The organism is Pseudomonas sp. G5(2012) (genome assembly GCF_000408945.1).
Lineage (GTDB): Bacteria > Pseudomonadota > Gammaproteobacteria > Pseudomonadales > Pseudomonadaceae > Aquipseudomonas > Aquipseudomonas umsongensis.
The window spans coordinates 1-21389 of sequence record NZ_APIO01000106.1; the positions used below are offsets into that span (position 1 = coordinate 1).

Here is a 21389-nt window from a genome sequence, read left to right on the forward strand (position 1 = left end):
GAGCCGACCGGGGTCGAGCCAGTGAAGGCGATCTTGGCGATGCGCTTGCTGGTGGCCAGGGCTTCGCCGGCTTCTTTGCCGAAGCCCTGCACGATGTTCAGCACGCCGGGTGGCAGCAGGTCGCCGATCAGCTCGACCAGTACGGTGATGCCCAGCGGGGTCTGCTCGGCAGGCTTGAGCACCACGCAGTTACCGGCGGCCAGGGCCGGGGCGAGTTTCCAGGCGGCCATCAGGATCGGGAAGTTCCACGGGATGATCTGCCCGACCACGCCCAGGGGTTCATGGAAGTGATACGCCGCGGTGTGTTCGTTTATTTCGGCCGAGCTGCCTTCCTGGGCGCGGATGCAACCGGCGTAGTAGCGGAAGTGGTCCACGGCCAGCGGGATGTCGGCATTGAGGGTTTCGCGCACGGCCTTGCCGTTGTCCCAGGTTTCGGTGACGGCCAGCAGTTCCAGGTTCTGTTCGATACGGTCGGCGATTTTCAGCAGCGCTAAAGAGCGGTCCTGCACCGACGTCTTGCCCCAGGCATCGGCGGCCGCGTGGGCGGCGTCCAGGGCTTTGTCGATGTCTTCAGCCGTGGAGCGCGGGAATTCGGCAATCGGTTGGCCATTCACGGGCGAGGTCGTGGTGAAGTACTGACCCTTGACCGGTGCGACGAACTCGCCGCCGATGTAATTGCCGTAACGGGACTTGAAGGAAACGATGGCACCGGGGGTGCCAGGATGGGCGTAGTTCATGGTGGCGTTCTCTTGTTTTTTTTGGATGTGGCCGTCCTTGGGACGGCCACTGTCAATTGCGCAAGCCGACAGGGTCAGGAACCCTGAGGGGTTTCCCCACGTGCCAGGCGTGCATTGATGTCTTCGATGACCGCCGGCAAATCAACGATGGTGTCGATCAGGTAGTGCGGGCGCGAGCCTTCGAACATCTTGACGATGCGCGCGCGTTCCTCGGCCAATGCCTCCAGGGACAAATCCTTGAATTGGTCATAGGTCAGGCCCAATGCGTTGCCGGAGCAGGTCAGCGCCACCGTCCACATGCCCGCGCTTCGGCCTTCGAGAATGCCCGGCCAGGTGTCATCGACCTTCACGCAAGCGGCGACGTCGCTGATGCCCAGGGCAATGACGTTGGCCAAGGCTTGCGCCGGGTGCGGGCGGCCATTGGGCACTTCGTCGGTGGCCACCACGTGGTCAGTGACATAGCCGTTCTGGCGCGCCAGTTCCACGACCTTCTCCATGACCACGGCCGGATAGCCGGAGCAGGAGCCGATTTTCAAGCCCTTGTCGCGCAGGCCGTTGATGGTCTCGAGCGCACCGGGAATCAGCGCCGAGTGCAGGGCGATTTTCTCGATCTGCAGCGGCATGAAACGCTCGTAGAGGGCGGTGACATCATCGTCGGTTGGCAGGCGGCCGTAGACAGCGTGGTAGCGGTCGGCAATCTGTGGCTCGTTGCACAGCGTGCGGATGTGGTCCCACTTGCCCATGCCCATCGGCCCGCGAGCTTCTTGCAGGGACACCGCGACGCCGAACTCGGCAAAGGCCTCGACGAAAATCTGCGTCGGTGCGAAAGAACCGAAATCAACGACGGTGCCGGCCCAGTCCAGAACCACGGCTTGCAACTGAGAAGGTTGTTGGTAATTCATGATGATTGCTCCAGTGATAATTGATAGATGGGTTCGGGTTCAGGAGTTGGTGCCAAGTACGACCGGCTGCACCGGCGTCGAGGACAGCACCGGGCTTTCCACGGTTTTCGGGCGGCTGTTCCAGAAGGGCACCAGCATCAGGCTGGCCAGGAGTGCAGCGCCGGTGAACACCAGGAACACGGTGATGGTGTCGAAGTAACCCGGCAGCAAGCCACCGAGTACGGCACCGACCGAGCCACAGCCATTGACGAAGCCTGCGGCGGAGGCCGCGCCGTCCTTGCTGCCGAAGTCGATCGCCGCCGAGCCGCTGAGCATCGAGTCCGGCCCATAAAGCGACAGGCCCATCATGAACAGCAGGCCGACCACGATGTAGAGGCTGCCGCTTTGCATGGCGGGAACGAACAGCGCAAGACAGGCAGTCAGGATCACCAGGCTTAGGACACAGACGGGAATACGACGGGCGCCGAAATACTTGTCCGAGGCGATACCGATGAGGATTGGTCCGATCAAACCGGCCAGTTCAAACGAGGTGGGGACGATGGCGGAGGCCACCTTGCCAATCTCGGGCATGCGCTCGTAGATGATCACCGGCCCCCACAGGAGGATGGCGTAGCGCGCTGGCTTGAGCATGAAGTAGGCGAGGCCGAGCACCAGCACGGTCCGATTTTTCATCACGGTGCGCAAGCCGGCCCACATGCTTTCACGCGGTACCACGACGTTGCTGACGGGCTCGATTTCGATCTCCACCGGCGGCAGGCCGACGTCTTCCGGCTTGTTGCGTTGCAGGAAGAAGAACAACACCGCCACCACCAGGACCACCACGGCGCTGCTGATAAACGCGAGGCGCCAGTCGTGGTAGTGGTTGTAGGCCCACCAGCCGGCAAACGGCGTGGCGACCAGGCCACCGAAGGCGTAGGAGGTGCTCCAGAAACCCAGCACGCGGCCGCGTTCGCTGGTGCTGAAGAAGCTGCCGACGTTCTTGCACAGCCCCGACCAACCGGTGGACTGGGCGAGACCCTGGATCAGCATGCAGGAAGCGAAAATCGGCAGGGTCGCGTAAGTACCCATCAGCAGCGCGGCCAGCGCCGAGATCACGAGCCCGCTCAGGACCACGACCCTGGGGCCGAAGCGGTCGGAGAAGTTACCCCACAGAAACTGCCCCACGGCATACGCGGTCAGGTAGAGGGCGTCGAGATTGGCCATCATGGCCTTTTCGAGCATGAAGTCCGGGTCTTCGCCAATACCCAGCTTGGCAACGGAAAACGCCTTGCGGGTGAAGTAGAAGGCGGCATAGGCCACCCAGGTGATGAGGAAAACTTGTACGCGCCAACGCTGGAGCGATTTCCAGCCAGTGGCGAGAGGACTTGTAGCGTTCTTGTTCATGGTGTTCTGATCCCGTATGTGGTGCCAGACAGCGCAAATAATGAGTTTTGTTTTTGTTTTCGGTACAGAAAGACTGACCACGCACACGGCATCGATCAGATGGCCGTGAGATGGCATCAGGCTTTAAGCATTAAATTGACGCGATCGCTGACGGCTGCCCGGCTCTGCCTGGCGATCAGTCAGCGAATCCATGTTTAAAAAAAGATCCCTGTCCAAAGGTGCTACCCATTGCACCTGTGCTCGAATTGACAAAGACCTTTAAAGGGGCGGTCAGCCTGCCGGTAGATGCATGTCGACGTTCATCGCCACAAGACTGTCGGCGATGGCGCGCAGCAATTGATGGACGATGTATTCGTCGATCTGGCCGATACAGCCGATGCGGAAACTCTCGGCGACGGTCAGTTTGCCGGGGTAGATGATGAACTGGCGGGCCTTGAGTTCATCGTAGAAGCGCTTGAACTCAAAGTTCGGATGTTCCGGACTGAAGAACGTGGTGATGATCGGCGACAGCCAACGGTCTTCCAGCAACGTTTTGAAGCCAAGCTTGCGCATGCCGGCGACCAGTACATCGCGATTGCGCGTGTAGCGGGCAAGGCGGCCATGCACGCCGCCTTCGGCAGTGTGTTGCTCCAGGGCTTTATGGAAAGCCACGACGCTGTGGGTCGGAGGGGTGAAACGCCATTGGCCGGTGCGCTCCATGTATACCCACTGCTCGTACAGATCCAGGCTCAGGGAGTTGGCGCGGCCTTTGGCGGCCTCCAGCACGGAGCGGCGGATGATGACGAAGCCGAACCCCGGAATGCCCTCGATGCATTTGTTGGCAGAAGACACCACCACGTCGAACGCGATGTCCTTGACCGTCAACGGCACGGCGCCGAAGGAACTCATGGCATCGATGATCAGGCTCTTGCCATGGGCCTTCACCACATCGGCGATTTCGCGCAGCGGATTGAGAATGCCGGAGCTGGTTTCGCAATGGACGATGAAGACGTTGGTGACGTCCGGATTGTCCTTGAGCAGGGCGTCGACTTCCTCGGGCTGCGGCGGCAAGTAGTCGCCTTTGTCCAGGGTGATGAAGGCGCGACCGAGGTACTCCAGGGTCTTGGTGGCGCGTTGGCCGTAGGCGCCATTCATCAGCACCAGCGCTTTACCGTCACGGGGGATGGCCGTGGCCAATGCGGCTTCCACCGAGTAGCTGCCGCTGCCTTGCAACGGCACGCAGGCGAAGCTGTCGTCCGCGACGCCGGCCATGCTCAGCAGGCTCTGGCGAACCTCGGCCGTGACTTGATTGAAGGAAACGTCCCATGAGCCCCAGTCGCGCAGCATGGCTTCCTTGGTGGCCTTGGACGTGGTCAATGGCCCTGGGGTCAGCAGGTAGGGTTCACCCAAGACTGGTGTAGCCAGCGCCTGTGTGGTCGGGAATTCAGCTTTGGTCATGATCTTCTCCGGCGGTGTTGTTCTTGTAGGGGAGTGATGCATGTGCTGATCAAAACATCTGCGGAAAAATAACTGAAATCGATTTATCACATGTCACAAACAAGCTGGGCTTATAAGTGGAAACTGGGCGCATTGATCGATATCGGCACGCCGCAAATCTTCGCTCGCGGCTCAATTGAACGGTTGAAACCAGGAAACCCCGCCTGGCAAGCGCCAGGCAGGGTTGATCACCCAAACAAATATCGCAGACCTGACGCTGCGCTATGCCTTGTCCGACTTGCCCGCCGCCGCGGCGAACTTCGCCAGGCGCACGTCCAGTCGACGGGGGCGCAGGTTGCGGTCCTCGGCGTGCTCTTTGCGGCGAATGGCGTTGCGCACCATTAGCGAGCCCAGGTAGCGGATCGGCTCTGGCGGAAACAGGCCGAGCGGTCCTTGCACCAGCGGCGAGCGTGTCCAGGGGTTGTCCTGCCCCAACACCAGCGATGAAAGGATTTGCCCACCCATATGACAGGGACCGACGCCGCTGCCGGAATAGCCGAAGCCATAAAACACGTTGCCGCTTGCGCCCATTCGGCCGAAGAACGGCAGCCCGGTGACGGAGCGATCGGACGGGCCGTTCCACGTGGCGGCAATGCCGACATCGGCAAAGTCCGGGAAGAACTCGGCCAGGGTCTTGCGCAACAAGCCCTTGTAGGGCGAAGGCTGGTCGAATACTGGCAAGATGCGACCGCCGTAGGCGAAGGTATTGCCACCTTTGCCGAGCATGATCCGGCCGTCTGGGGTGTTGTGGTAGTAGTGCACGAAGATGCGCGAGTCGAGTACGGTGACCCCGTTGGTCAGGCCGATTCGTTCCAGCAGGTCGGGGCGCGGTTCGGTAATGATCATGTCGCTGGAGACGATGGCCACCGAGCGCGAAAACTCTGGAAAGGCACGGGCCATCCAGGCGTTGATGGCCATGACTACGCGCTTGGCCACGACTTTCCCGCCCGGCGTGTTGACGGTGGCCGGCAGCCCGTGTTCGAGGCCGGTCATTGGCGAACCCTCGTGGATCCGCACGCCCAGGTCGAGCGCAACCCGGCGCAGGCCACGCACCAGCTTGCCCGGTTGCACACTGGCCGCCGCCGGTGAGAACCAGCCTTCGACGTGACGGGTTGAACCCGACATGCGTTGCACCTCAGGGAGTGCGCGTTTGGTAAAGGAGTTGATGCCATTGCGCTCCAGCGCCGCGATCACCCCGTCCGTCGAACCGACCTGGGCGCGGTTGGTCGCGGTGTAGAGCGTGCCATCGAGGCGGTAGTCGGCGTCCACCGCGTATTTTTTGCAGAAGGCGCCGATGGCGTAGATGCTCTGCTCCGATTCCTTGACCAGGCGCACAGCCTCTTCGACTCCGAACAAGCGCTCCAGGGTGAAGAACTTGGCCGACCAGGACAGCGCACAACCGCCGTTGCGTCCACTGGCGCCGGCACCGCAGATGTCCGCTTCGACGATGACAACGTCCAGTTCGGGGTTCTGTTCCTTGAGCATGATGGCGGTCCACAGGCCGGTGTAACCACCGCCGACGATGCAGACGTCGGCGTGGGTGTCCTGGCGCAATGGTGGGCAGGGCGTATCGGATTGGCTTTTCAGGGCCTGGTCGAGCCAGAAGGGGCGCATGGGGAGTCTCCGTTCGAAAGGTTGCGGGGTGGCATTCAGGACGCAATCAGCCGCAGGCGGCGACCACGATCATTTCCACGCGCCAACCGGGGTCGATCAGGTTGGCCAGGGTACAAGCGCGTGCGGGGGCATGGCCTTCGGGGAAAAATTCGTCCCAGACCCTGTTGAGCCCTTCATAGTCCTCGCGGTGAGCCAGCAGGATGCGCACCGAAAGCACCCGCGTACGGTCGCTGCCGACACTGAGCAACAGCTGCTCGATAGCGCAGAGAACCTCGTGGGTCTGTGCCTCGATATTGCCACTGAGGTCCGTGGCAACCTGACCCCCGATGTAGAGGACGTTGTCATGCCGGACCATGTCCGAACGGCGTTTTATCGTGGCGAAACGTTCGATTTCCATTAGGCATTCCTGATTGATCCAAGCAGCGGCCCGTTGGCCAAGGCATTTGCGAAATCCATCCTTGCAGTTCATTGTTCATAAATAAAATCGATTTATCGTATGCATGAATAAGTTGAAACTATAGGTAGGCCCCCATGACGATCTCCCATACCCAGCTCAAGGCTTTCCACGCCGTGGCAATCAATGGCAGTTTCACGCGCGCGGCCGAACAGCTCTGCCTGTCCCAGCCAGCGGTGTCCGACCAGGTGCGCAAGCTTGAGGAGTACTACGGTGTGATGGTGTTTTTCCGGGATAAACGCCTGGTGCGCCTGACGGAGGTGGGCGAGCGCTTGTTCGGGCTGACCCAGCGCCTGTTCGATATCAGTGTCGATGCCCACGACATGTTGATGGACTACCGCACCCTGTCGACAGGGACCCTGAACCTGGCCGTGGACGCGCCCGTGCATGTGCTGCCTTACGTCGCGCGCTTCTGTGCTCGATACCCGGGCGTGGATGTGAAAGTGGAAACGGCCAATACCGATGAGGTCCTGCAGCGGCTGTTCGGCCACCAGGCAGACATCGCCCTGCTGGGGCGCAATATCGAAGATGACCGACTGCTCAAGCTGCCCCTGCGCAGCGATCCGATGCTCGCCTTCGTCGCCCATGACCATCCCTGGGCACAACGAACTTCCATCTGCCTCGCCGACCTGGACAACACGCCCCTGGTATTGCGCGAGCAGGGCTCGGTGACGCGACTGTCCCTGGAGGAGGAGATGGCGACGGCGGGCTTGCGCATTCGCAAGGCCATCGAGGTGGAGGGGCGTGAAGCGGCCCGTGAGGCCGTCGCCATCGGTATGGGCGTCGGCGTTGTTTCGGCGGCCGAACTCGGTGCGGATTCGCGGATTCGCGGCTTGCCGATCGTCGATTGCCAGCAACGTTTTACCGAGACCCTGGTTTGCCTGCGAGCGCAGAGTTCCCGGCGCATCCTGACGACGTTCTTTGACATTGTCAGGGAGATGGCAGGGGCGTGATATCCGTGAGGGCTTGAGCTCGTCAGATACCGCCTTTCATTGCTGACCGTAGAGGTTATTAGCTGTACAAAATAAAAATTTGGTATAGCTTTTAAAGGCGTCCCTTGAGTCTTATCGAGGCCTTTGCACGATATGCAGACAGACCGCTTTATCCGCCACGTTGTCTGTCTTGTTCTGATGCTCCAGAGCCCAGGACTGTTGGCTGATTGGCGCGAGGCCCTGCCCGATGCTCGTCGGATAGGGGGCGGCGAGATGCGAATATTCGGTTTTTCCATCTACAGCGCGCAATTGTGGAGCCCACGCCTGCTTGCCGGTGATCTGCCAGGCGCGGATGTGCCTTTTGCGCTGGAGCTGACCTACCGACGCGCGATCAGTCGCGAGGATCTGGTCGAGGCCAGCATCAAGGAAATCCGCCGCCTGTCGCGCACCCCGCCGAATTCGCAATTGATGGCCCGTTGGGAGCGGGAGATGCTCAAGGCCTTTGTCGATGTGCGCGCCGGTGACCGCATCACAGGCGTCTATGTGCCTGCAGAGGGCGCACGTTTTTACGTCGGCGAGAATCTGCGGCATGTGGTGAAGGACGAGGCGTTCGCCGAAGCCTTTTTCTCCATCTGGCTTGACCCCCGAACCCGCGACCCGCAACTGCGCGACCAATTGCTGGGCATCGCCAAACCCTGAAAACATCGAGGAGATATGCATGCTGAGGATATGGCTATTGCTGCTGTGCATCGGCCTTGCAAGTTGTAGTCGGGTGGATGTGCAGACCTACAGTCAGGAAACCCCCAAGCTTGATTTGCGCGAATTTTTCGAGGGGCGGGTTGAAGCCTGGGGAATCTTTCAAAAGCGTTCAGGCGAGGTCACCAAACGCTTCCACGTAGAGATCAATGGCCACTCTGAAGGTAACCGGCTGATCCTCGACGAGTCATTTACGTACAGCGACGGTACTCGGCAGAAACGCTTGTGGACGCTCACCCCGGCCGGACCTGGCCAATGGCGTGGAACCGCTGGCGACGTGGTGGGCGAGGCGCAGGGTGAGGTGGCAGGTAATGCATTGCGCTGGCGATATGTGCTGAGGTTGCCGGTGGACGGCAAGGAGTATGAGGTTCATCTGGACGACTGGATGTACTTGATGGACGAGAACACCCTGATCAATCGCTCGTACATGTCCAAGTTCGACGTGGAGGTTGGCCAGATCACCTTGTTCTTCCGCAAGCAATCTTGAGTCAACGAGCAGGCTGTCCGGCCAGCCAGTGCAATGCCGGCATCAACATCGCCCAAATCAAAGCGAGTATGAGAATGCTGGGCCAGGTACCCAGCGGCAGACCAACATCAGCCAACCTGGCACCTCCCCAGTAAGAGAGAGGCCCGCCAATAGCCCCTAGCAGGCTGCCTATCCACCAAGGGCGCTTTGTCCAGCTCAGGCTGTGACGCAAAGTACTGGCAAAAAGTAGCCAGAGGATTGCCAGCCAGGGCGGCAAAACGAGTGTGGCACCGGGAAACTGGAATACCCCGAGATGCAATAGAGCACTGTCCAGGACCCAGCCGCAGGCTGACACCTTCAACAGATAACGCCACTCATCAGGGGTGTTTGCAATCCATAGCAGGTGTATCGCCAGGCAGGTCATTGCCAGCAGCAACAGCCACGGCCGTTGCGCACCCAGCACACAGGTGAACCAGCCGATCTGGAACAGTCCGGCGTTGAGCAACAACCGGCTTCGCACGTTCACGCCTCCAGGCCGAACGGCTGCGGCCGTGCTCCGGGTTTGGCGAGTAAAAGGTGCGCGGTGCCGATGCTTCGTTCCAGGAAGCCGCCCTCGCAGTAGCACAGGTAAAACTCCCACAGGCGGAAAAACGCCTCGTCATAGCCTAACGCTTCCAGGTTGTGCCGGCTGCGTCGCAGGTTCTCGTGCCACAGGCGAAGGGTGCGTGCGTAGTGAAGCCCGAAGTCCTCCATGTGATGAAGGTTCAGGTCGGTGTCGCGACTGATGGTGTGCAGCATGGTGCTCACCGAAGGCAAGGCGCCACCCGGGAAGATATAGCGCTGGATGAAGTCGACGGTTTTTTTCGCCTGCTCGTAGCGCTGGTCTCGAATGGTGATGGCCTGCAATAGCATAAGCCCGTGTTCCTTGAGCAGGTGCGCGCACTGTTTGAAGTAAGTGGGCAGGAAGCGGTGGCCGACGGCCTCGATCATCTCGATCGACACCAGCTTGTCGTATTGACCCGTCAGGTCACGGTAGTCCTGCAGCAACAGGGTGATGCGGCCTTGCAGGCACTGCTCTTCGATCAGGCGCTGGGTGTAGGCAAACTGCTCACGCGACAGCGTGGTGGTGGTGACCTTGCAGCCGTATCGGGTGGCCGCATAAATGGCCATGCCGCCCCAACCTGTGCCGATTTCCAGCAGGTGGTCGCTGGGTTTGAGATCGAGCTTTTGGCAGATGCGCTCCAGCTTGTACATTTGAGCTTGTTCAAGGCTATCGTTGCTGGACCGGAACATGGCTGCCGAATACATCATGCTGGGGTCCAGCAGGTGTTCAAACAGCGCGTTGCCCAGGTCGTAATGCGCAGAAATGTTGCGTTGCGAGCCTTGGCGTGTGTTGCGGTTGAGCCAGTGCAACGCTTTTGCCAGGGGACGGCGTAGACGTGCCAGGCCGCGCTCCATTCCATCCAGTACGTCGAGGTTGGCAACGAATACGCGAATCACGGCCGTCAGGTCGGGGCTGCTCCAGTAACCGTGGATATAGGCCTCGCCGGCGCCAATTGAGCCATTCACCGCCACCATTGGCCAGAGCGCCGCATTATGCACTTCTATCTCGCCATGCGGTGCCGCGCCAGGCTGGCCGAAGCTCAGTGGCTCTCCGTCGACGATGATGACCAAGTGTCCGTGGCGCAGGTGCGCCAGTTGATGCAAGACGCCTTTTTTCAATACACGGGCGCCTATCCCGTTGGCAGCAGAGCCACACGTTATTGGGGTCAGGCTAGGATTCGTCATGGCGAGACTCCAGGTTTGCGGTGCGGTATTCACCGGCGGCGGGTTGATGGGAAACCAGGGGCAGACGCTTGAGCAGCAGGCGCAGAGCCTGCGAGTAAATGCCGAGCAGGGTCTTGGCGGTCATCCAGGGAAAGTCCAGAAGGTGGCGATGCAGGCTTTGGCGCGTCAGTTCGACGCGCTCCAGACCCAGGCCGGCTTCAAATATTTTTTGCTCACCCTGCCAATCCTGCATGTTCACGTGCAGCGTTTGGCCGGGAGCGGAAAACCGCATGCGGTACTCCAGGTCACGAGGCAGGAAGGGCGAGACGTGAAAGCTCTTGGCGACCCTGTGGCATGACTCACCGGTTGCATGGGTCGGCAGCACATAGTGGTAACGCTCTCGCCAAGGGGTATTGCTGACTTCGCAGAGAATGGCGGCCAGGCTGCCGTCGGATTCGAAGCAGTAAAACAGGCTGACCGGATTAAAGGACAGCCCCCAGCTACGGGGCTGGGTGAGCAGACAGATGCGTCCCTGCGGCGCGTGACCAAGGGCCTGTTCCACGCGCTGGCGCACTGCATCGCTCAGGCTCATACCCTGGCGCGTTGCAAGCGGCAGGTAGTCAGTTTCGCGGAAGGCGAAGGCGGCCCAGCGCGAATGTCCGGCGAACCAGGATAAGGCCAGCACCTGCGATTGTTCCGCCAGATCGAGGTAGAGCATACCCATGCGGTAGCGAAACCCATGGGCGCGCGGCAGCAGCCGTCGGTGGCTGACCCAGCCGCGGTACAGTGCACTGTTCACAGTTTTTCTCCGAAAGCGCTCGCCACGCGCAAGGCGCTTACCACGCCGTCTTCGTGGAAACCGTTGGCCCAGTAGGCGCCGCAGTAGTAGCTGAACTGGGGCCCCTGTAATTCTTGCCAACGCGCTTGTGCGGTCATGCCTGCCTGGCTGTATTGCGGATGGGCGTAGCGGAAGCGGTCGAGGATTTTGCCGGGGTCGATGGCTGCGGTCTGGTTCAGGCTGACGCAAAAGGTGGTGTCGCTGGAAAGCCCCTGGAGGATATTCATGTTGTAGGTGACAGCCGCCAGGTGCTGGGCTGAGCCGCCGAGGCGGTAGTTCCAGCTCGCCCATGCTCGGCGACGGTTGGGCAGCAGGCGGGTGTCGCTGTGCAGCACCACATCGTTTTCGGCGTAATGCAGTGCACCGAGTATCTCTCGCTCGGCTCGGCTGGGAGCGGCCAACAGGCGTAGCGCCTGGTCGCTGTGACAGGCGAACACAACGTTGTCAAAACGCTTGCTTCCTGTCGCACAGTGCAGGGTGACGCCGCCCAGGTCACGTTCCACGCGATACACCGGGCAGTTAAGGTGGATACGCTCGACAAAACCGGCACTCAACGCCGTTACGTAACGGCGCGAACCGCCGCTGACCACACGCCATTGCGGCCGGTGGGTGACGGACAAGAGGCCATGATTTTTACAAAAGCGTACGAAGAACTGCAGCGGAAAACGCTGCATGTCGCCCAGTGACATCGACCAGATCGCCGACCCCATAGGGACGATGTAATGTTCGATAAAACGCTGGCCGTAGCCGTTTTCCCGCAGGTAGGCGCCCAGCGTGGTGTCGGCAGTGATGCGCTGTTCTTCCAGGTCACGTGGGGCTTGGCGGTTGAAACGCAAGATCTCGCGCAACATGCCCCAGAAGCCAGGTGAAAGCAGATTGCTTCGCTGGGCAAACACTTGGTTGAGGTTGCCGCCGTTGTATTCAATGCCGGTGTGCGGGTCCTGGACCGAAAAGCTCATCTCGGTGGGTTGCGAAGCCACGCCGAGTTGATCCAGCAGACGGATGAAGTTGGGATAGGTCCAGTCGTTGAAGACGATAAAACCCGTATCGATGGCATGGCGTTCGCCCTTTACTTCAACGTCAACCGTATGGCTATGGCCACCGATCCAGTCACTGGCTTCGAACACAGTGATGTCGTGTTTGCGGTTGAGCAGGTAGGCGCAGGTCAGGCCGGAAATACCGCTGCCGATGATGGCTATTTTCATGAAGACTCTTCTGTGACCGGACGCGCCATGCGTCTGCCCAGCGTCAGTTGCAGGCGTTGGGGCAATAACGCTAATGCGCGCAGAGCGGCAATGAATGGCCAGGGAAATGCAATGTCCAGGGGACGTTTTTCCAGGCGGGTGGCGATGTAGGAGGCAGCTTTGCCGACCGGCCAACGCATCGGCATCGGGAAATCGTTTTTTTGCGTGAGTGACGTATCGACGAAGCCCGGGCTGACGAGCGTGACGTCGATACCTTCGTGAGCCAGGTCGATGCGTAAGGATTGAAACAGGTAGCGCATTGCCGCCTTTGAGGCGCCATACGCTTCGGCGCGCGGTAACGGCAGGTAGGTCACCGAGCTGCAAACGGCCACCAGATGCGGCCGCTGAGCCTTGCGTAACAGTGGTAGGGCGGCTTCCACGCAGTAGGCGGCGGAAAACAGATTGGCCCGCATCACGCGTTCAATCATGTCGGCTTCAAAGACGCCTGCGTCCACATACTCGCAGGTTCCAGCGTTGAGGATGACCTGATCCAGATGGCCCCAGACTTGCCCGATTCGCTCGCCCATGGCTTGAACCTGGCGTGGATCGGTCAGGTCGCCCGGCAGCAGAAGTACCTGCTGCGGATGACCCCTGTGTAACTTTTCCAGGGCCGTTGCATTGCGTGCGCTGACGGCCAGGAAATGGCCTTGGGCCAATAAAATTTCCGCCAGGGCGGCACCAATGCCGCTACTGGCTCCAGTGAGCCAGATGCGTTTCATGCCAATCTCCCCTTTAGCCAGCCAATCGCGGTTCCCATTAAAGGCAAGTGCTCATAGAGCAGAGCGCCTGCATCAAAGTAGTCGCGATGCTGATACACCTTCTTGTGCCAAAGCAGGTGCGAACAGCCAACCACCTCTATGAGTTGGCCATGGCTCAAGCGGGGATGGCGATAATGCAGGGTCCAGCGTAGATAACCGGCGCCGTCTTGCACCTGGTCATAGCCGTGGAAGGTGAAACCAAGCTCGCTGACGTTGGCATACAGCTCAGTAAAATATTCTTGCAGCGCTGTCAGGCCCTGGATCTCATGGAGCGGATCACTGAAGCGTACGTCGTGACTGTACAGATGCTTGAGGTTGTGCAGATTGCTGCCGTCCAGCGCTGCAAATTCGCTGGCGAAACATCGCAAGAAATCAGCCACGTCGTGTCTCCATTGCAGGCAGGCATGGAATTTCCCCGCCTCTTTTTCTTGTACAGGTGCATTGGGTTTGTATAGTTATTTGAAGAATAGGACGTTGCCTGTACAAGTCAACTTTTTTGTACAACTTTTCTGAGGGGGAGGGATTTTCATCAGTTCATGAGCGCGTCAGGTACCCGCTGCCAACGTTGATCGGCTGGTATCGGCTGAGCCTATGCACACCTGCGAATTATCGATTTGTGCGGTTAACCTCGGGCCGTGAGTATGGCGCCACGTCTTACAACAACAAGTAGAGGACCGCCATGATCGCCCGATTCCATAATCCTGTTGACACTCGTCTGGGCTACAACAGCCTTGTAGAACTTGCCTCGATCACCGAAAACCAAAAAGTTGCCCTGGTGATCTTTCCCGAAGCGCGTGGGTTGGGACTGGTCGATCGCATTCAGGATTTGCTCGGCGAGCGGCTGATATACATCGTCGAAGATGTCCAGCCCAATCCCGATGTCGCTCAATTGCGTGGCACCTATGAGCGCTTCTGGCAGGAAGCGGGCGATTGTCAGACAGTCATCGCCGTTGGCGGAGGCAGCGCCATCGATACGGCCAAGGCATTGATCGTGGGGACGCAGTCGGGTCGCTTCGATGAACTGGTCGCCTTGTTGGCAACGGGCAGGCCCTTTGTTCCAGCCCACAGCAAAGCGCTGATTGCGGTTCCCACCACGGCAGGCACCGGCAGTGAGGTCACCCCATGGGCGACAATCTGGGATACCGAAGGACAGAAAAAATACTCGCTGCACCTGGATTGCACCTGGCCCAAAGTGGCGATCGTCGATCCCGGTCTGATGCTCACTGTTCCAGCGGGTGTCACGGTTTCAACCGGTCTGGACGCGTTGTCTCATGCGCTGGAGTCCATCTGGAACATCAACGCCAATCCGGTTTCGGACACCTTCGCGATCTCCGCGATCGAAGACATTCTTGAGTGCCTGCCGCTGTTGCGGCATGACCTGGGCAGCAAGGAACTGCGTTCACGCATGGCACTGGCCGCGCTCAAGGCCGGGCTGGCCTTTTCCAATACCAAGACGGCGTTGGCCCACTCGATTTCCTACGAAATGACGCTGCGCCACGGCCTGCCCCATGGCATCGCCTGCTCCTTCACCTTGCCCCTGGTCCTGGGCCTTGCTTGGGGACGTGACGAAGCGCGCGACAGGGTCTTGAAACGGGTGTTCGGCAAAGACCTCGACGAAGCGCAGGCACAGCTGCGCAATTTCCTCCACAGCCTCGATGTAAAGACCGAGTTTGCCGACTACGGCGTTACGCAAGAGGAAGCCCGGGAGATGATCGAGTTCGCACTGCAGGGCGCACGAGGCAAGAACTTCATCGGCGCACACGCCGCCTGACACGTGCCCCCAGCTCCCCCCCTGTAGGAGCGAGCATGCTCCGGGCGGCGTTCCGACGATGGTCGTTAACGATAACGCGGGGCACCTGTCAGCCCGCGGCGCTCTCAGGTTCATCGCGAGCATGCTCGCTCCTACAAAGGTGCGCCCTCCGATTCGCCTGGAGGGTACGAACAATAATAAGGAAAAGATCATGAATCGTGCCCAAGCTTTACCGAGTCTGGCAGTCTCCACGTCCTCGTTCCGGGTCGCGCAATGGCGCATGCTGTTGGCGGCGATGTTCTGCTACCTGTTTTTCTACACCGGTCGACAAACGTTCGGTTTCGCCATCCCGGGCATCCAGGCAGAGTTCGGTTTTACCAAGGAACATCTTGGCTGGGCATCGGCTGCCATGTTGTGGGCGTATGCCATCGGCCAGGCAATCAATGGCAATCTTGCCGACAAGTTCGGTGGGCGCCGCATCATGACGGCCGGTGCCGTGTTGTCGTGTGCAGCCAATTGGATCACCAGCTTCGCCGGTAGCTTCGTCGCGCTCATTTTACCCTGGGGCATCAATGGATACTTTCAGGCATTAGGCTGGGCGCCAGGCAGTCGGCTGATCTCCAATTGGTGGAGTACCGGCGAGCGGGGCAAAGTCTATGGTTTTTACGTGTTCGCTGCCGGTTGTGCCTCTGTCCTGTCCTACGTGACCTCAATCGTTGTGCTTGAAGTGCTGCAACTGGAGTGGCGCTGGATCTTCCGCCTGCCGGTTTTGCTGATGCTGGCAGGGGGCATCGTGTTTTACCTGGTGGCGCGCGAGCGACCGCAGGACATGGGCTTCGAGCCGCTCGCCGATACCGGTGTGGCCAATGCCGATGACAAGAATCACGAAGTCGCCCACGGCGAACTCGAAACCTCGGCGCAGCGCTACAAAGCCGTGCTGAAAAACTACCGCTTGATCATCGCTGCAATCTCCCTGGGGTTCCAGAATGCCGCTCGCTACGGTCTTATCGTCTGGGTGCCGGTGCATTTTCTGGGCGCCGACTGGAAAAGCGGCGACAGCCTGATCGATCCCAAGTGGATCACAGTTGCCCTGCCGGTGGGCATGGCCATCGGTGCGCTCAGCAATGGCTGGATCTCGGACAAACTGTTCGGTTCAAAACGCTACCTGGCGATCATGCTCTACATGTTCCTCGGCGCAGGCACCAGCCTGTGGATGTGGAGCCTTGCGCCTCACAGTGCCGTCGGCCTCGTGGCGTTGTTTCTCTGCGGGTTCTTTGTCTATGGTCCGGCGTCGAGTTTCTGGGCACTGTGCCCGGACCTGGTCGGCGCCAAGCGCGCGGGCACCGCGACCGGCATCATGAATTTCTCCTCCTACCTTTTCGCAGGCCTGGCGGAACCGCTGATCGGCAGTATGCTCGACAGTACCGGCAACACGTCGTTGATCTTCATCGTGGTCACGTCTGCCTGCCTGTGCAGCGCAGCGGTCGCCTTGTTCATCAGGCGTTGATTGCTGTTTACACCGGTGTGAATCAGGGCTGCGGCTCAGGAACAGGATCTTTTCATGTACCAGTACCACAAGTGGCTGCGTTCCTTTCATGCGGTGGCCAAGACCGGCAGTTTCACCCTGGCCGCCGAGTACCTGAGCGTTGGGCAACCGACAGTCAGTGAGCAGGTCACGGCGCTGGAAAAGAAGTTTTCCGTGGAGCTCTTTCATCGACGCGGGCGCATCGTCGAGATGAGCTCCGCGGGACACAAGCTGTATGCCATCACCCAGGGTCTCTTTGGCCAAGAGGACGAAGCCGTGCAACTTCTACAGAGTTTCAAGCAACGTAAAACCGGGATGTTGCGCCTGGGTGCCGTCTCGCCGCCCATTGCAATGAACCTGACGTACGAGTTGATGCAGCGGCATCCGGACATTGAGTTGGAAACATCATTCTCGCCGGAAAAAGAGACCCTGGACCGCCTGTTCAATTTCGACATCGACGTGGCCATCCTGGCGCTGTCCGAATTCGACCAGCGTTTTGATACGCAGCTTTATCGGCGTTATCCAATCATTGCCGTCGTGCGCGACGATCACCCCTGGGCTGCGCAGAAGGCGGTGCACGTTGAACAGATCAGCGACGAGAAGTGGGTCCTTCGGGAAAAAAGCTCCCGCACTCGCCAACTGGTGGAGGAGAGTTGCGATCGCCTTGATGTCGACCTGAACTGCGTCATGCAATTGAACAGCCGCGAAGCCATCGTTCACGCCATCGCCAAGGGAATCGGCATCGGGTTCGTATCGGCTGTCGAATACGCCGAAACGCCGGGAACAAAGCCAATCACCTTTGTCGATCATCCGTTTTTCATTGATTACCACCTGTGTTGCCTGGGTATTCGCAGAAACCGGCCGATGATCGCCGAGCTGTTCGATTCCAGTCCGATCCCGGCCACCTGATCGCCTGATCGGTATCAAGCCTCAATAACCTTACCTCCTGGCGACAGGGGGGACGGGCATCCCTTAGCCAAAAATGGAGACTCACCATGCATTATCAACAACCTTCCCAATTGCAAGCCGTGGTCCTGGACTGGGCGGGCACCGTCGTGGATTTCGGTTCCTTCGCACCGACGCAGATTTTCGTCGAGGCCTTTGCCGAGTTTGGCGTCGCGGTGTCCCTGCAAGAAGCCCGCGGGCCGATGGGCATGGGCAAGTGGGACCACATCCGCACGCTGTGCAACGAGCCGCAGATCGCCGCGCGCTACCACGCCGTGTTCGGCCGGTTGCCAACCGACGATGATGTCACCGCCCTCTACGAGCGTTTCATGCCGCTGCAGATCGAGAAAATCGCCCTGCATTCGGCGTTGATTCCCGGTGCACTCGAGACCATCAACGGCCTGCGCGACAAGGGCCTGAAAATCGGCTCCTGCTCCGGCTACCCGGCCGTGGTCATGGAAAAAGTCGTGGAGCTGGCGCGCCAGAACGGCTATGTCACCGACCACGTGGTGGCCACCGACGAAGTGCCCAACGGACGCCCGCACCCGGCGCAAGCCCTGGCCAACGTCATTGCCCTTGGCATCAGCGACGTCGCCGCCTGCGTGAAGGTCGACGACACCTGGCCGGGCATTCTCGAAGGTCGCAGCGCGGGAATGTGGACGGTGGCGCTGACCTGCTCCGGCAATGCATTGGGCCTGACCTATGACCAATACAAAAACCTGTCAGCCGACGAACTGAGCGAAGCGCGATCACGCATTACCCGGATGTTCGAAGGTTCGCGCCCGCACTACCTGATCGACACCATCGTCGATTTGCCGGCGGTCATTGAAGACATCAACGCTCGCCTTGCGCGCGGCGAGGTACCTCAATGCTGCTGATGGTTTTTTGAGTGTTATCGCTACCGGCCTGTTTTGGCGCAACAGGGCAGGCGGGTAGCGTCTGTGGGATTCGCCAGCAGCGGCTACGGCTCGGCATGTTTCACCGGGACCACGCGGTGACGCTTCGCCGCCCAGACCACACCCCCCACCAGCAACACGATCGAGATCACTTCCATCAGGCCAGGCACCCGCTGGCTGAACAGAAAACCGTAGACACAGGCAAACAGCGTTTCGAACACGATCATCTGGCCGCTCAGCGACGTGGCCATTCGACGCGAGCAGGCATTCCATAGCCCATTGGCAAGCCACGAACCACACAGTGCCAGGAACAGGCAGACCCACAGCAAAGCCATCCAGCGACTGCTTTCAACCTGAGCGGGGACCAGGTTCGGGAATAACATCAAGGCGGCGATGCCGAACACGACCGCCACGATACCCGTCACGATGCCCACCAGCGTCGACCATTCGCTGCTGTTGAAATGGCTGTGCTTGAGATAGCGGGCATTGTGGGTGGCGTACCACGACCAGCAGACGACAGCGCTGAAGCCACAGGCCAGGCCGAGTAAACGGGAAGACAGCGAAGTACTCGCCGCCGGCGCGCCTGAGTGTTCCAGGCTCACCGATACGATGCCCAGGAATACCAGCAACAAAGGCAGCTTGAGCTTAGACAGGGGCAGGGACCCTGGATCACCACGCCCCAGGAAGGTAATGGCAACCGGCATCATGCCATTAATCAGGGCGGCCGCCGTCACCCCGCTCAGTTGTACGGAAGCACCCAACAGGGCGTAGTTCAGGACGTTGCCAGTCAATGACAAACGCAACAGCATAAACACATCGTTGCGCGTCAATCGGGCGAGCAGGCTTGATGCAATTGGCAAAGCCAGCAGAAGCGAGATCAGCCCATAGAGGGAAAACCGCACACTGCTGATCAGCACGGCATTGAATTCGGGCAGCAACGAAGGGCCGATAATCACCCCACCCCAGATGGCGCCTGCCAATATCGCAAATACGATCCCACTGTTCATCATCTCGGCTCTGACAGGCTGTTTAGCGGCATTCTAGCCATGGTATATAAGCGCCACCTGCGATAAATATTCGGCCACCCATTCCGCAGGGGAATGTCGGGTCGCAGTCGTCAGCCAGGAGAATCCTCATCAACCGTTATTTGCGTACCTTGCCCCCCTTGGAGACCCTGATCACATTCGAGGCCGTGGGACGGCACAAAAGCTTCACCGGTGCCGCTGGCGAACTGTTCCTGACCCAGAGCGCCGTGAGCAAACAGATGCGCCAGCTCGAGGACGGCATGGGCGTGGCGCTGTTCGAGCGCAAGCCACGGGGTGTCGCGTTGACCGGCGCAGGCGAGGAGCTTCTGATGACGGTCAACATGCTGCTCGCCACGATGTACCAGAGCGTCACGCGTATTCGCAATGTCCATCAGTCCAACGCCGTCTCGGTGCTGGCGACCCATGCCCTGGCCCAGTTCTGGTTGTTTCCCAAGTTGATCGAATTCAACAAGGCGTACCCCGACATCGCCGTGCACGTGCACGCGATCAACGAGTTCGACGAGGCCAGCCTCAATGATTTCGACGTGGGCATTCTCTACGGTTCTGGCCAATGGCCCTCGCTGGACAGCGATTTCCTGCTACCGGAAATCGTCTATGCCGTGGCGCATCCTTCACTGGATGTCTCGGGAATCAAGACGCTGGAACACTTGGCGCAAGCCAACCTGGTGCAGATCGACACCTGCGCCTGGCAATGCCTGGACTGGCGCCAGTGGTTCGGCCACTTTGGCATCGACTACGTGGCGCGGGACAAAGCCCCGGTCTTCAACCAGCTGACATTGGCCTATCGTGCCGTCCAGCAAGGCATGGGTATTGGCCTTGCATGGACGTTCATGGCGGATGAGGCGCTGGCCAAGGGCGAATTGCAGCGGGTTACGCCGTTCGAATGTGTGACCGGCAATGGCGAATTCCTGGTGTCGCTCAAGCATCGCAAGCGCTCTGCCTCTGCCGAGATTTTTCGCCAGTGGCTCCTTGGCTCGCTGGGCGACTGAGCAAGGTACGGCTCAAGGCACCTTGAAGAATTTTTTCAGCGCACGAAGGAATATCGAGATGGGGTGCGCAAGTTAAACACCCACGTGGACACGCTGGACAAAATCGCCACATCCGACGTGTGCCGACTGAAAATGACTACGGGTGGTTCATCGAGTCGCGTGTGCAATATCGCCGCAGAAAATATCGGCGCTGCCATCTTCGGGTGATGTACGCACGACAACCGAGTACTTGCCGGAGAGCAGGTCTGGCAGGGCTATCGGCGCGCTCCTGTAAAAGGTCCAGCCACCGGTGCCAGCGTTGGGTTCAGTGTTGACCTTATCGTTCATGGCGAACGCGGCTGGCCCGGGTTGCTGGCAACTGCCCTTGTTGATGAAAGTGTAGAGGCGCGGCGGCAAGATGGTTCCGTTTGGAACGCCGGTGACGTAGAAATCAAAGTTGGTTTGATTGCCTTCGCCAGTCAATGTGGTCGTGGCCGTATGACCAGGGTTGCGGTGGGTCGCTGCCAAGGGCAGATTCATTGACGGGTGTGATGAACTGGAACAGCCCAAGAGCGTTGCCGTGATCAACAGTGCGGACAGGGGGAGAGAGGGTTTCATTGCCAACCTCCAACAATGGAAGAAGTGCGGTGGTGGGACTATTGGGTATAGCTCAATAACGTCGCATTGCATTCAGGAGCAACTTTTTCTTATGGGTCCTTGAATCCCACCCACGGATTTCCTGATAAACGCCCGCGGTATGTTGCTCGTCAACGGATTGCCGTCGATATCACTCCATCAGCTCGCAGGTAAAACTCAGTTGGTGACTAACAGTTCCGGGCCCAGGTAGTTGTTGATGCCAAGTTGGGACGGTGTGCGCTACGTGAATTGCGCCGCTCTGCCAACCTTACGCACTGGCGACGGCAACGGCCCGC

At 59.6% G+C, this 21389-nt stretch carries 22 protein-coding genes; 8 read left to right on the forward strand and 14 right to left on the reverse strand.

Annotation, left to right across the window (positions count from 1 at the left end; translation table 11 throughout):
- The 6 genes from PG5_RS26435 to PG5_RS26460 form a co-directional block, all read right to left on the reverse strand.
- On the reverse strand, positions 1-737 hold a 737-nt coding region (locus PG5_RS26435; protein ID WP_042955758.1), incomplete at its 3' end, for an aldehyde dehydrogenase family protein.
- Positions 738-811: 74 nt separating this feature from the next.
- Positions 812-1639 (reverse strand): phosphonoacetaldehyde hydrolase, encoded by an 828-nt coding sequence (phnX, locus tag PG5_RS26440; RefSeq protein WP_020800134.1) that lies wholly within the window; start codon positions 1637-1639, stop codon positions 812-814.
- Between the two features lie 39 nt (positions 1640-1678).
- Positions 1679-3022 carry an MFS transporter gene (locus tag PG5_RS26445; protein WP_042955759.1) on the reverse strand — a complete coding sequence of 448 codons (1344 nt, stop codon included), beginning with the start codon at positions 3020-3022 and terminating at the stop codon, positions 1679-1681.
- 270 nt (positions 3023-3292) lie between these two features.
- A complete protein-coding gene (locus PG5_RS26450) occupies positions 3293-4459 on the reverse strand; it encodes a 2-aminoethylphosphonate--pyruvate transaminase (RefSeq protein ID WP_020800137.1) in 1167 nt (388 codons plus the stop codon).
- A gap of 261 nt (positions 4460-4720) precedes the next feature.
- On the reverse strand, positions 4721-6112 hold the full coding sequence (locus PG5_RS26455) for an FAD-dependent oxidoreductase (protein WP_020800139.1): 1392 nt from the start codon (positions 6110-6112) through the stop codon (positions 4721-4723).
- A gap of 46 nt (positions 6113-6158) precedes the next feature.
- A complete protein-coding gene (locus tag PG5_RS26460) occupies positions 6159-6509 on the reverse strand; it encodes a RidA family protein (protein WP_020800140.1) in 351 nt (116 codons plus the stop codon).
- 134 nt (positions 6510-6643) lie between these two features.
- Here PG5_RS26460 and PG5_RS26465 point away from each other — a divergent pair, with 134 nt between their 5' ends.
- From PG5_RS26465 to PG5_RS26475, 3 genes are all read left to right on the forward strand, one after another.
- Complete coding sequence (locus PG5_RS26465) at positions 6644-7519, forward strand: LysR substrate-binding domain-containing protein (RefSeq protein ID WP_020800141.1); 876 nt, start codon at positions 6644-6646, stop codon at positions 7517-7519.
- A gap of 132 nt (positions 7520-7651) precedes the next feature.
- Positions 7652-8197 (forward strand): chalcone isomerase family protein, encoded by a 546-nt coding sequence (locus tag PG5_RS26470; protein ID WP_033042024.1) that lies wholly within the window; start codon positions 7652-7654, stop codon positions 8195-8197.
- A 19-nt stretch (positions 8198-8216) separates the two neighbouring features.
- The gene (locus PG5_RS26475) at positions 8217-8741 is read left to right on the forward strand and encodes a DUF3833 domain-containing protein (RefSeq protein ID WP_020800143.1); all 525 of its coding nucleotides are present in this window, start codon (positions 8217-8219) and stop codon (positions 8739-8741) included.
- A 1-nt stretch (position 8742) separates the two neighbouring features.
- Here PG5_RS26475 and PG5_RS26480 read toward each other — a convergent pair whose 3' ends face one another.
- From PG5_RS26480 to PG5_RS26505, 6 genes are read right to left on the reverse strand one after another with little or no spacing between them, the layout of a single operon-like run.
- Positions 8743-9240, reverse strand: a complete 498-nt coding sequence (locus PG5_RS26480) for a DUF2878 domain-containing protein (protein WP_020800144.1) — start codon at positions 9238-9240, stop codon at positions 8743-8745.
- Between the two features lie 2 nt (positions 9241-9242).
- On the reverse strand, positions 9243-10508 hold the full coding sequence (locus PG5_RS26485) for a cyclopropane-fatty-acyl-phospholipid synthase family protein (protein ID WP_042955760.1): 1266 nt from the start codon (positions 10506-10508) through the stop codon (positions 9243-9245).
- On the reverse strand, positions 10495-11286 hold the full coding sequence (locus PG5_RS26490) for a DUF1365 domain-containing protein (RefSeq protein ID WP_020800146.1): 792 nt from the start codon (positions 11284-11286) through the stop codon (positions 10495-10497). The genes PG5_RS26485 and PG5_RS26490 overlap by 14 nt, the downstream gene beginning before the upstream one ends.
- Positions 11283-12530: an NAD(P)/FAD-dependent oxidoreductase gene (locus PG5_RS26495; protein WP_020800147.1), complete on the reverse strand. Its 1248-nt coding sequence runs from the start codon at positions 12528-12530 to the stop codon at positions 11283-11285. The genes PG5_RS26490 and PG5_RS26495 overlap by 4 nt, the downstream gene beginning before the upstream one ends.
- On the reverse strand, positions 12527-13288 hold the full coding sequence (locus PG5_RS26500; protein ID WP_020800148.1) for an SDR family oxidoreductase: 762 nt from the start codon (positions 13286-13288) through the stop codon (positions 12527-12529). Before PG5_RS26500 ends, PG5_RS26495 begins: the two co-directional genes overlap by 4 nt.
- Positions 13285-13707 carry a nuclear transport factor 2 family protein gene (locus PG5_RS26505; RefSeq protein WP_020800149.1) on the reverse strand — a complete coding sequence of 141 codons (423 nt, stop codon included), beginning with the start codon at positions 13705-13707 and terminating at the stop codon, positions 13285-13287. The genes PG5_RS26500 and PG5_RS26505 overlap by 4 nt, the downstream gene beginning before the upstream one ends.
- A 299-nt stretch (positions 13708-14006) precedes the next feature.
- On the opposite strand from PG5_RS26505, the gene psrA reads away from it, so the two are divergent.
- The 4 genes from psrA to phnX (PG5_RS26525) all read left to right on the forward strand — a co-directional run bounded on the left by psrA (position 14007) and on the right by phnX (PG5_RS26525) (position 18425).
- Positions 14007-15098, forward strand: a complete 1092-nt coding sequence (gene psrA, locus PG5_RS26510) for an iron-containing alcohol dehydrogenase PsrA (protein ID WP_020800150.1) — start codon at positions 14007-14009, stop codon at positions 15096-15098.
- Between the two features lie 190 nt (positions 15099-15288).
- Positions 15289-16584, forward strand: a complete 1296-nt coding sequence (locus PG5_RS26515; protein ID WP_033044693.1) for an MFS transporter — start codon at positions 15289-15291, stop codon at positions 16582-16584.
- Positions 16585-16638: 54 nt separating this feature from the next.
- Complete coding sequence (locus tag PG5_RS26520; protein WP_020800152.1) at positions 16639-17511, forward strand: LysR substrate-binding domain-containing protein; 873 nt, start codon at positions 16639-16641, stop codon at positions 17509-17511.
- A gap of 86 nt (positions 17512-17597) precedes the next feature.
- Positions 17598-18425: a phosphonoacetaldehyde hydrolase gene (phnX, locus tag PG5_RS26525; RefSeq protein WP_020800153.1), complete on the forward strand. Its 828-nt coding sequence runs from the start codon at positions 17598-17600 to the stop codon at positions 18423-18425.
- Between the two features lie 83 nt (positions 18426-18508).
- On the opposite strand, the gene PG5_RS26530 is transcribed toward phnX (PG5_RS26525), so the two are convergent.
- Positions 18509-19453 (reverse strand): DMT family transporter, encoded by a 945-nt coding sequence (locus PG5_RS26530; protein WP_020800154.1) that lies wholly within the window; start codon positions 19451-19453, stop codon positions 18509-18511.
- 155 nt (positions 19454-19608) lie between these two features.
- Here PG5_RS26530 and PG5_RS26535 point away from each other — a divergent pair, with 155 nt between their 5' ends.
- Entirely contained in the window at positions 19609-20478 is an 870-nt protein-coding gene (locus PG5_RS26535; RefSeq protein WP_020800155.1) for a LysR substrate-binding domain-containing protein, read from the forward strand.
- Positions 20479-20625: 147 nt separating this feature from the next.
- On the opposite strand, the gene PG5_RS26540 is transcribed toward PG5_RS26535, so the two are convergent.
- Complete coding sequence (locus PG5_RS26540) at positions 20626-21075, reverse strand: hypothetical protein (protein ID WP_042955763.1); 450 nt, start codon at positions 21073-21075, stop codon at positions 20626-20628.
- Positions 21076-21389 lie beyond the last annotated feature (314 nt).

What these genes read in the sequence shown, in the direction of transcription:
- PG5_RS26450 (WP_020800137.1), bottom strand. Translation starts at nt 4,459, where the DNA reads ATGACCAAAGCTGAATTCCCGACCACACAGGCGCTGGCTACACCAGTC.
- PG5_RS26520 (WP_020800152.1), top strand. Translation starts at nt 16,639, where the DNA reads ATGTACCAGTACCACAAGTGGCTGCGTTCCTTTCATGCGGTGGCCAAG.
- phnX (WP_020800153.1), top strand. Translation starts at nt 17,598, where the DNA reads ATGCATTATCAACAACCTTCCCAATTGCAAGCCGTGGTCCTGGACTGG.
- PG5_RS26470 (WP_033042024.1), top strand. Translation starts at nt 7,652, where the DNA reads ATGCAGACAGACCGCTTTATCCGCCACGTTGTCTGTCTTGTTCTGATG.
- PG5_RS26475 (WP_020800143.1), top strand. Translation starts at nt 8,217, where the DNA reads ATGCTGAGGATATGGCTATTGCTGCTGTGCATCGGCCTTGCAAGTTGT.
- PG5_RS26495 (WP_020800147.1), bottom strand. Translation starts at nt 12,530, where the DNA reads ATGAAAATAGCCATCATCGGCAGCGGTATTTCCGGCCTGACCTGCGCC.
- PG5_RS26530 (WP_020800154.1), bottom strand. Translation starts at nt 19,453, where the DNA reads ATGATGAACAGTGGGATCGTATTTGCGATATTGGCAGGCGCCATCTGG.
- PG5_RS26465 (WP_020800141.1), top strand. Translation starts at nt 6,644, where the DNA reads ATGACGATCTCCCATACCCAGCTCAAGGCTTTCCACGCCGTGGCAATC.
- PG5_RS26455 (WP_020800139.1), bottom strand. Translation starts at nt 6,112, where the DNA reads ATGCGCCCCTTCTGGCTCGACCAGGCCCTGAAAAGCCAATCCGATACG.
- PG5_RS26515 (WP_033044693.1), top strand. Translation starts at nt 15,289, where the DNA reads ATGAATCGTGCCCAAGCTTTACCGAGTCTGGCAGTCTCCACGTCCTCG.
- PG5_RS26485 (WP_042955760.1), bottom strand. Translation starts at nt 10,508, where the DNA reads ATGACGAATCCTAGCCTGACCCCAATAACGTGTGGCTCTGCTGCCAAC.
- PG5_RS26460 (WP_020800140.1), bottom strand. Translation starts at nt 6,509, where the DNA reads ATGGAAATCGAACGTTTCGCCACGATAAAACGCCGTTCGGACATGGTC.
- psrA (WP_020800150.1), top strand. Translation starts at nt 14,007, where the DNA reads ATGATCGCCCGATTCCATAATCCTGTTGACACTCGTCTGGGCTACAAC.
- PG5_RS26445 (WP_042955759.1), bottom strand. Translation starts at nt 3,022, where the DNA reads ATGAACAAGAACGCTACAAGTCCTCTCGCCACTGGCTGGAAATCGCTC.
- PG5_RS26500 (WP_020800148.1), bottom strand. Translation starts at nt 13,288, where the DNA reads ATGAAACGCATCTGGCTCACTGGAGCCAGTAGCGGCATTGGTGCCGCC.
- phnX (WP_020800134.1), bottom strand. Translation starts at nt 1,639, where the DNA reads ATGAATTACCAACAACCTTCTCAGTTGCAAGCCGTGGTTCTGGACTGG.
- PG5_RS26540 (WP_042955763.1), bottom strand. Translation starts at nt 21,075, where the DNA reads ATGAAACCCTCTCTCCCCCTGTCCGCACTGTTGATCACGGCAACGCTC.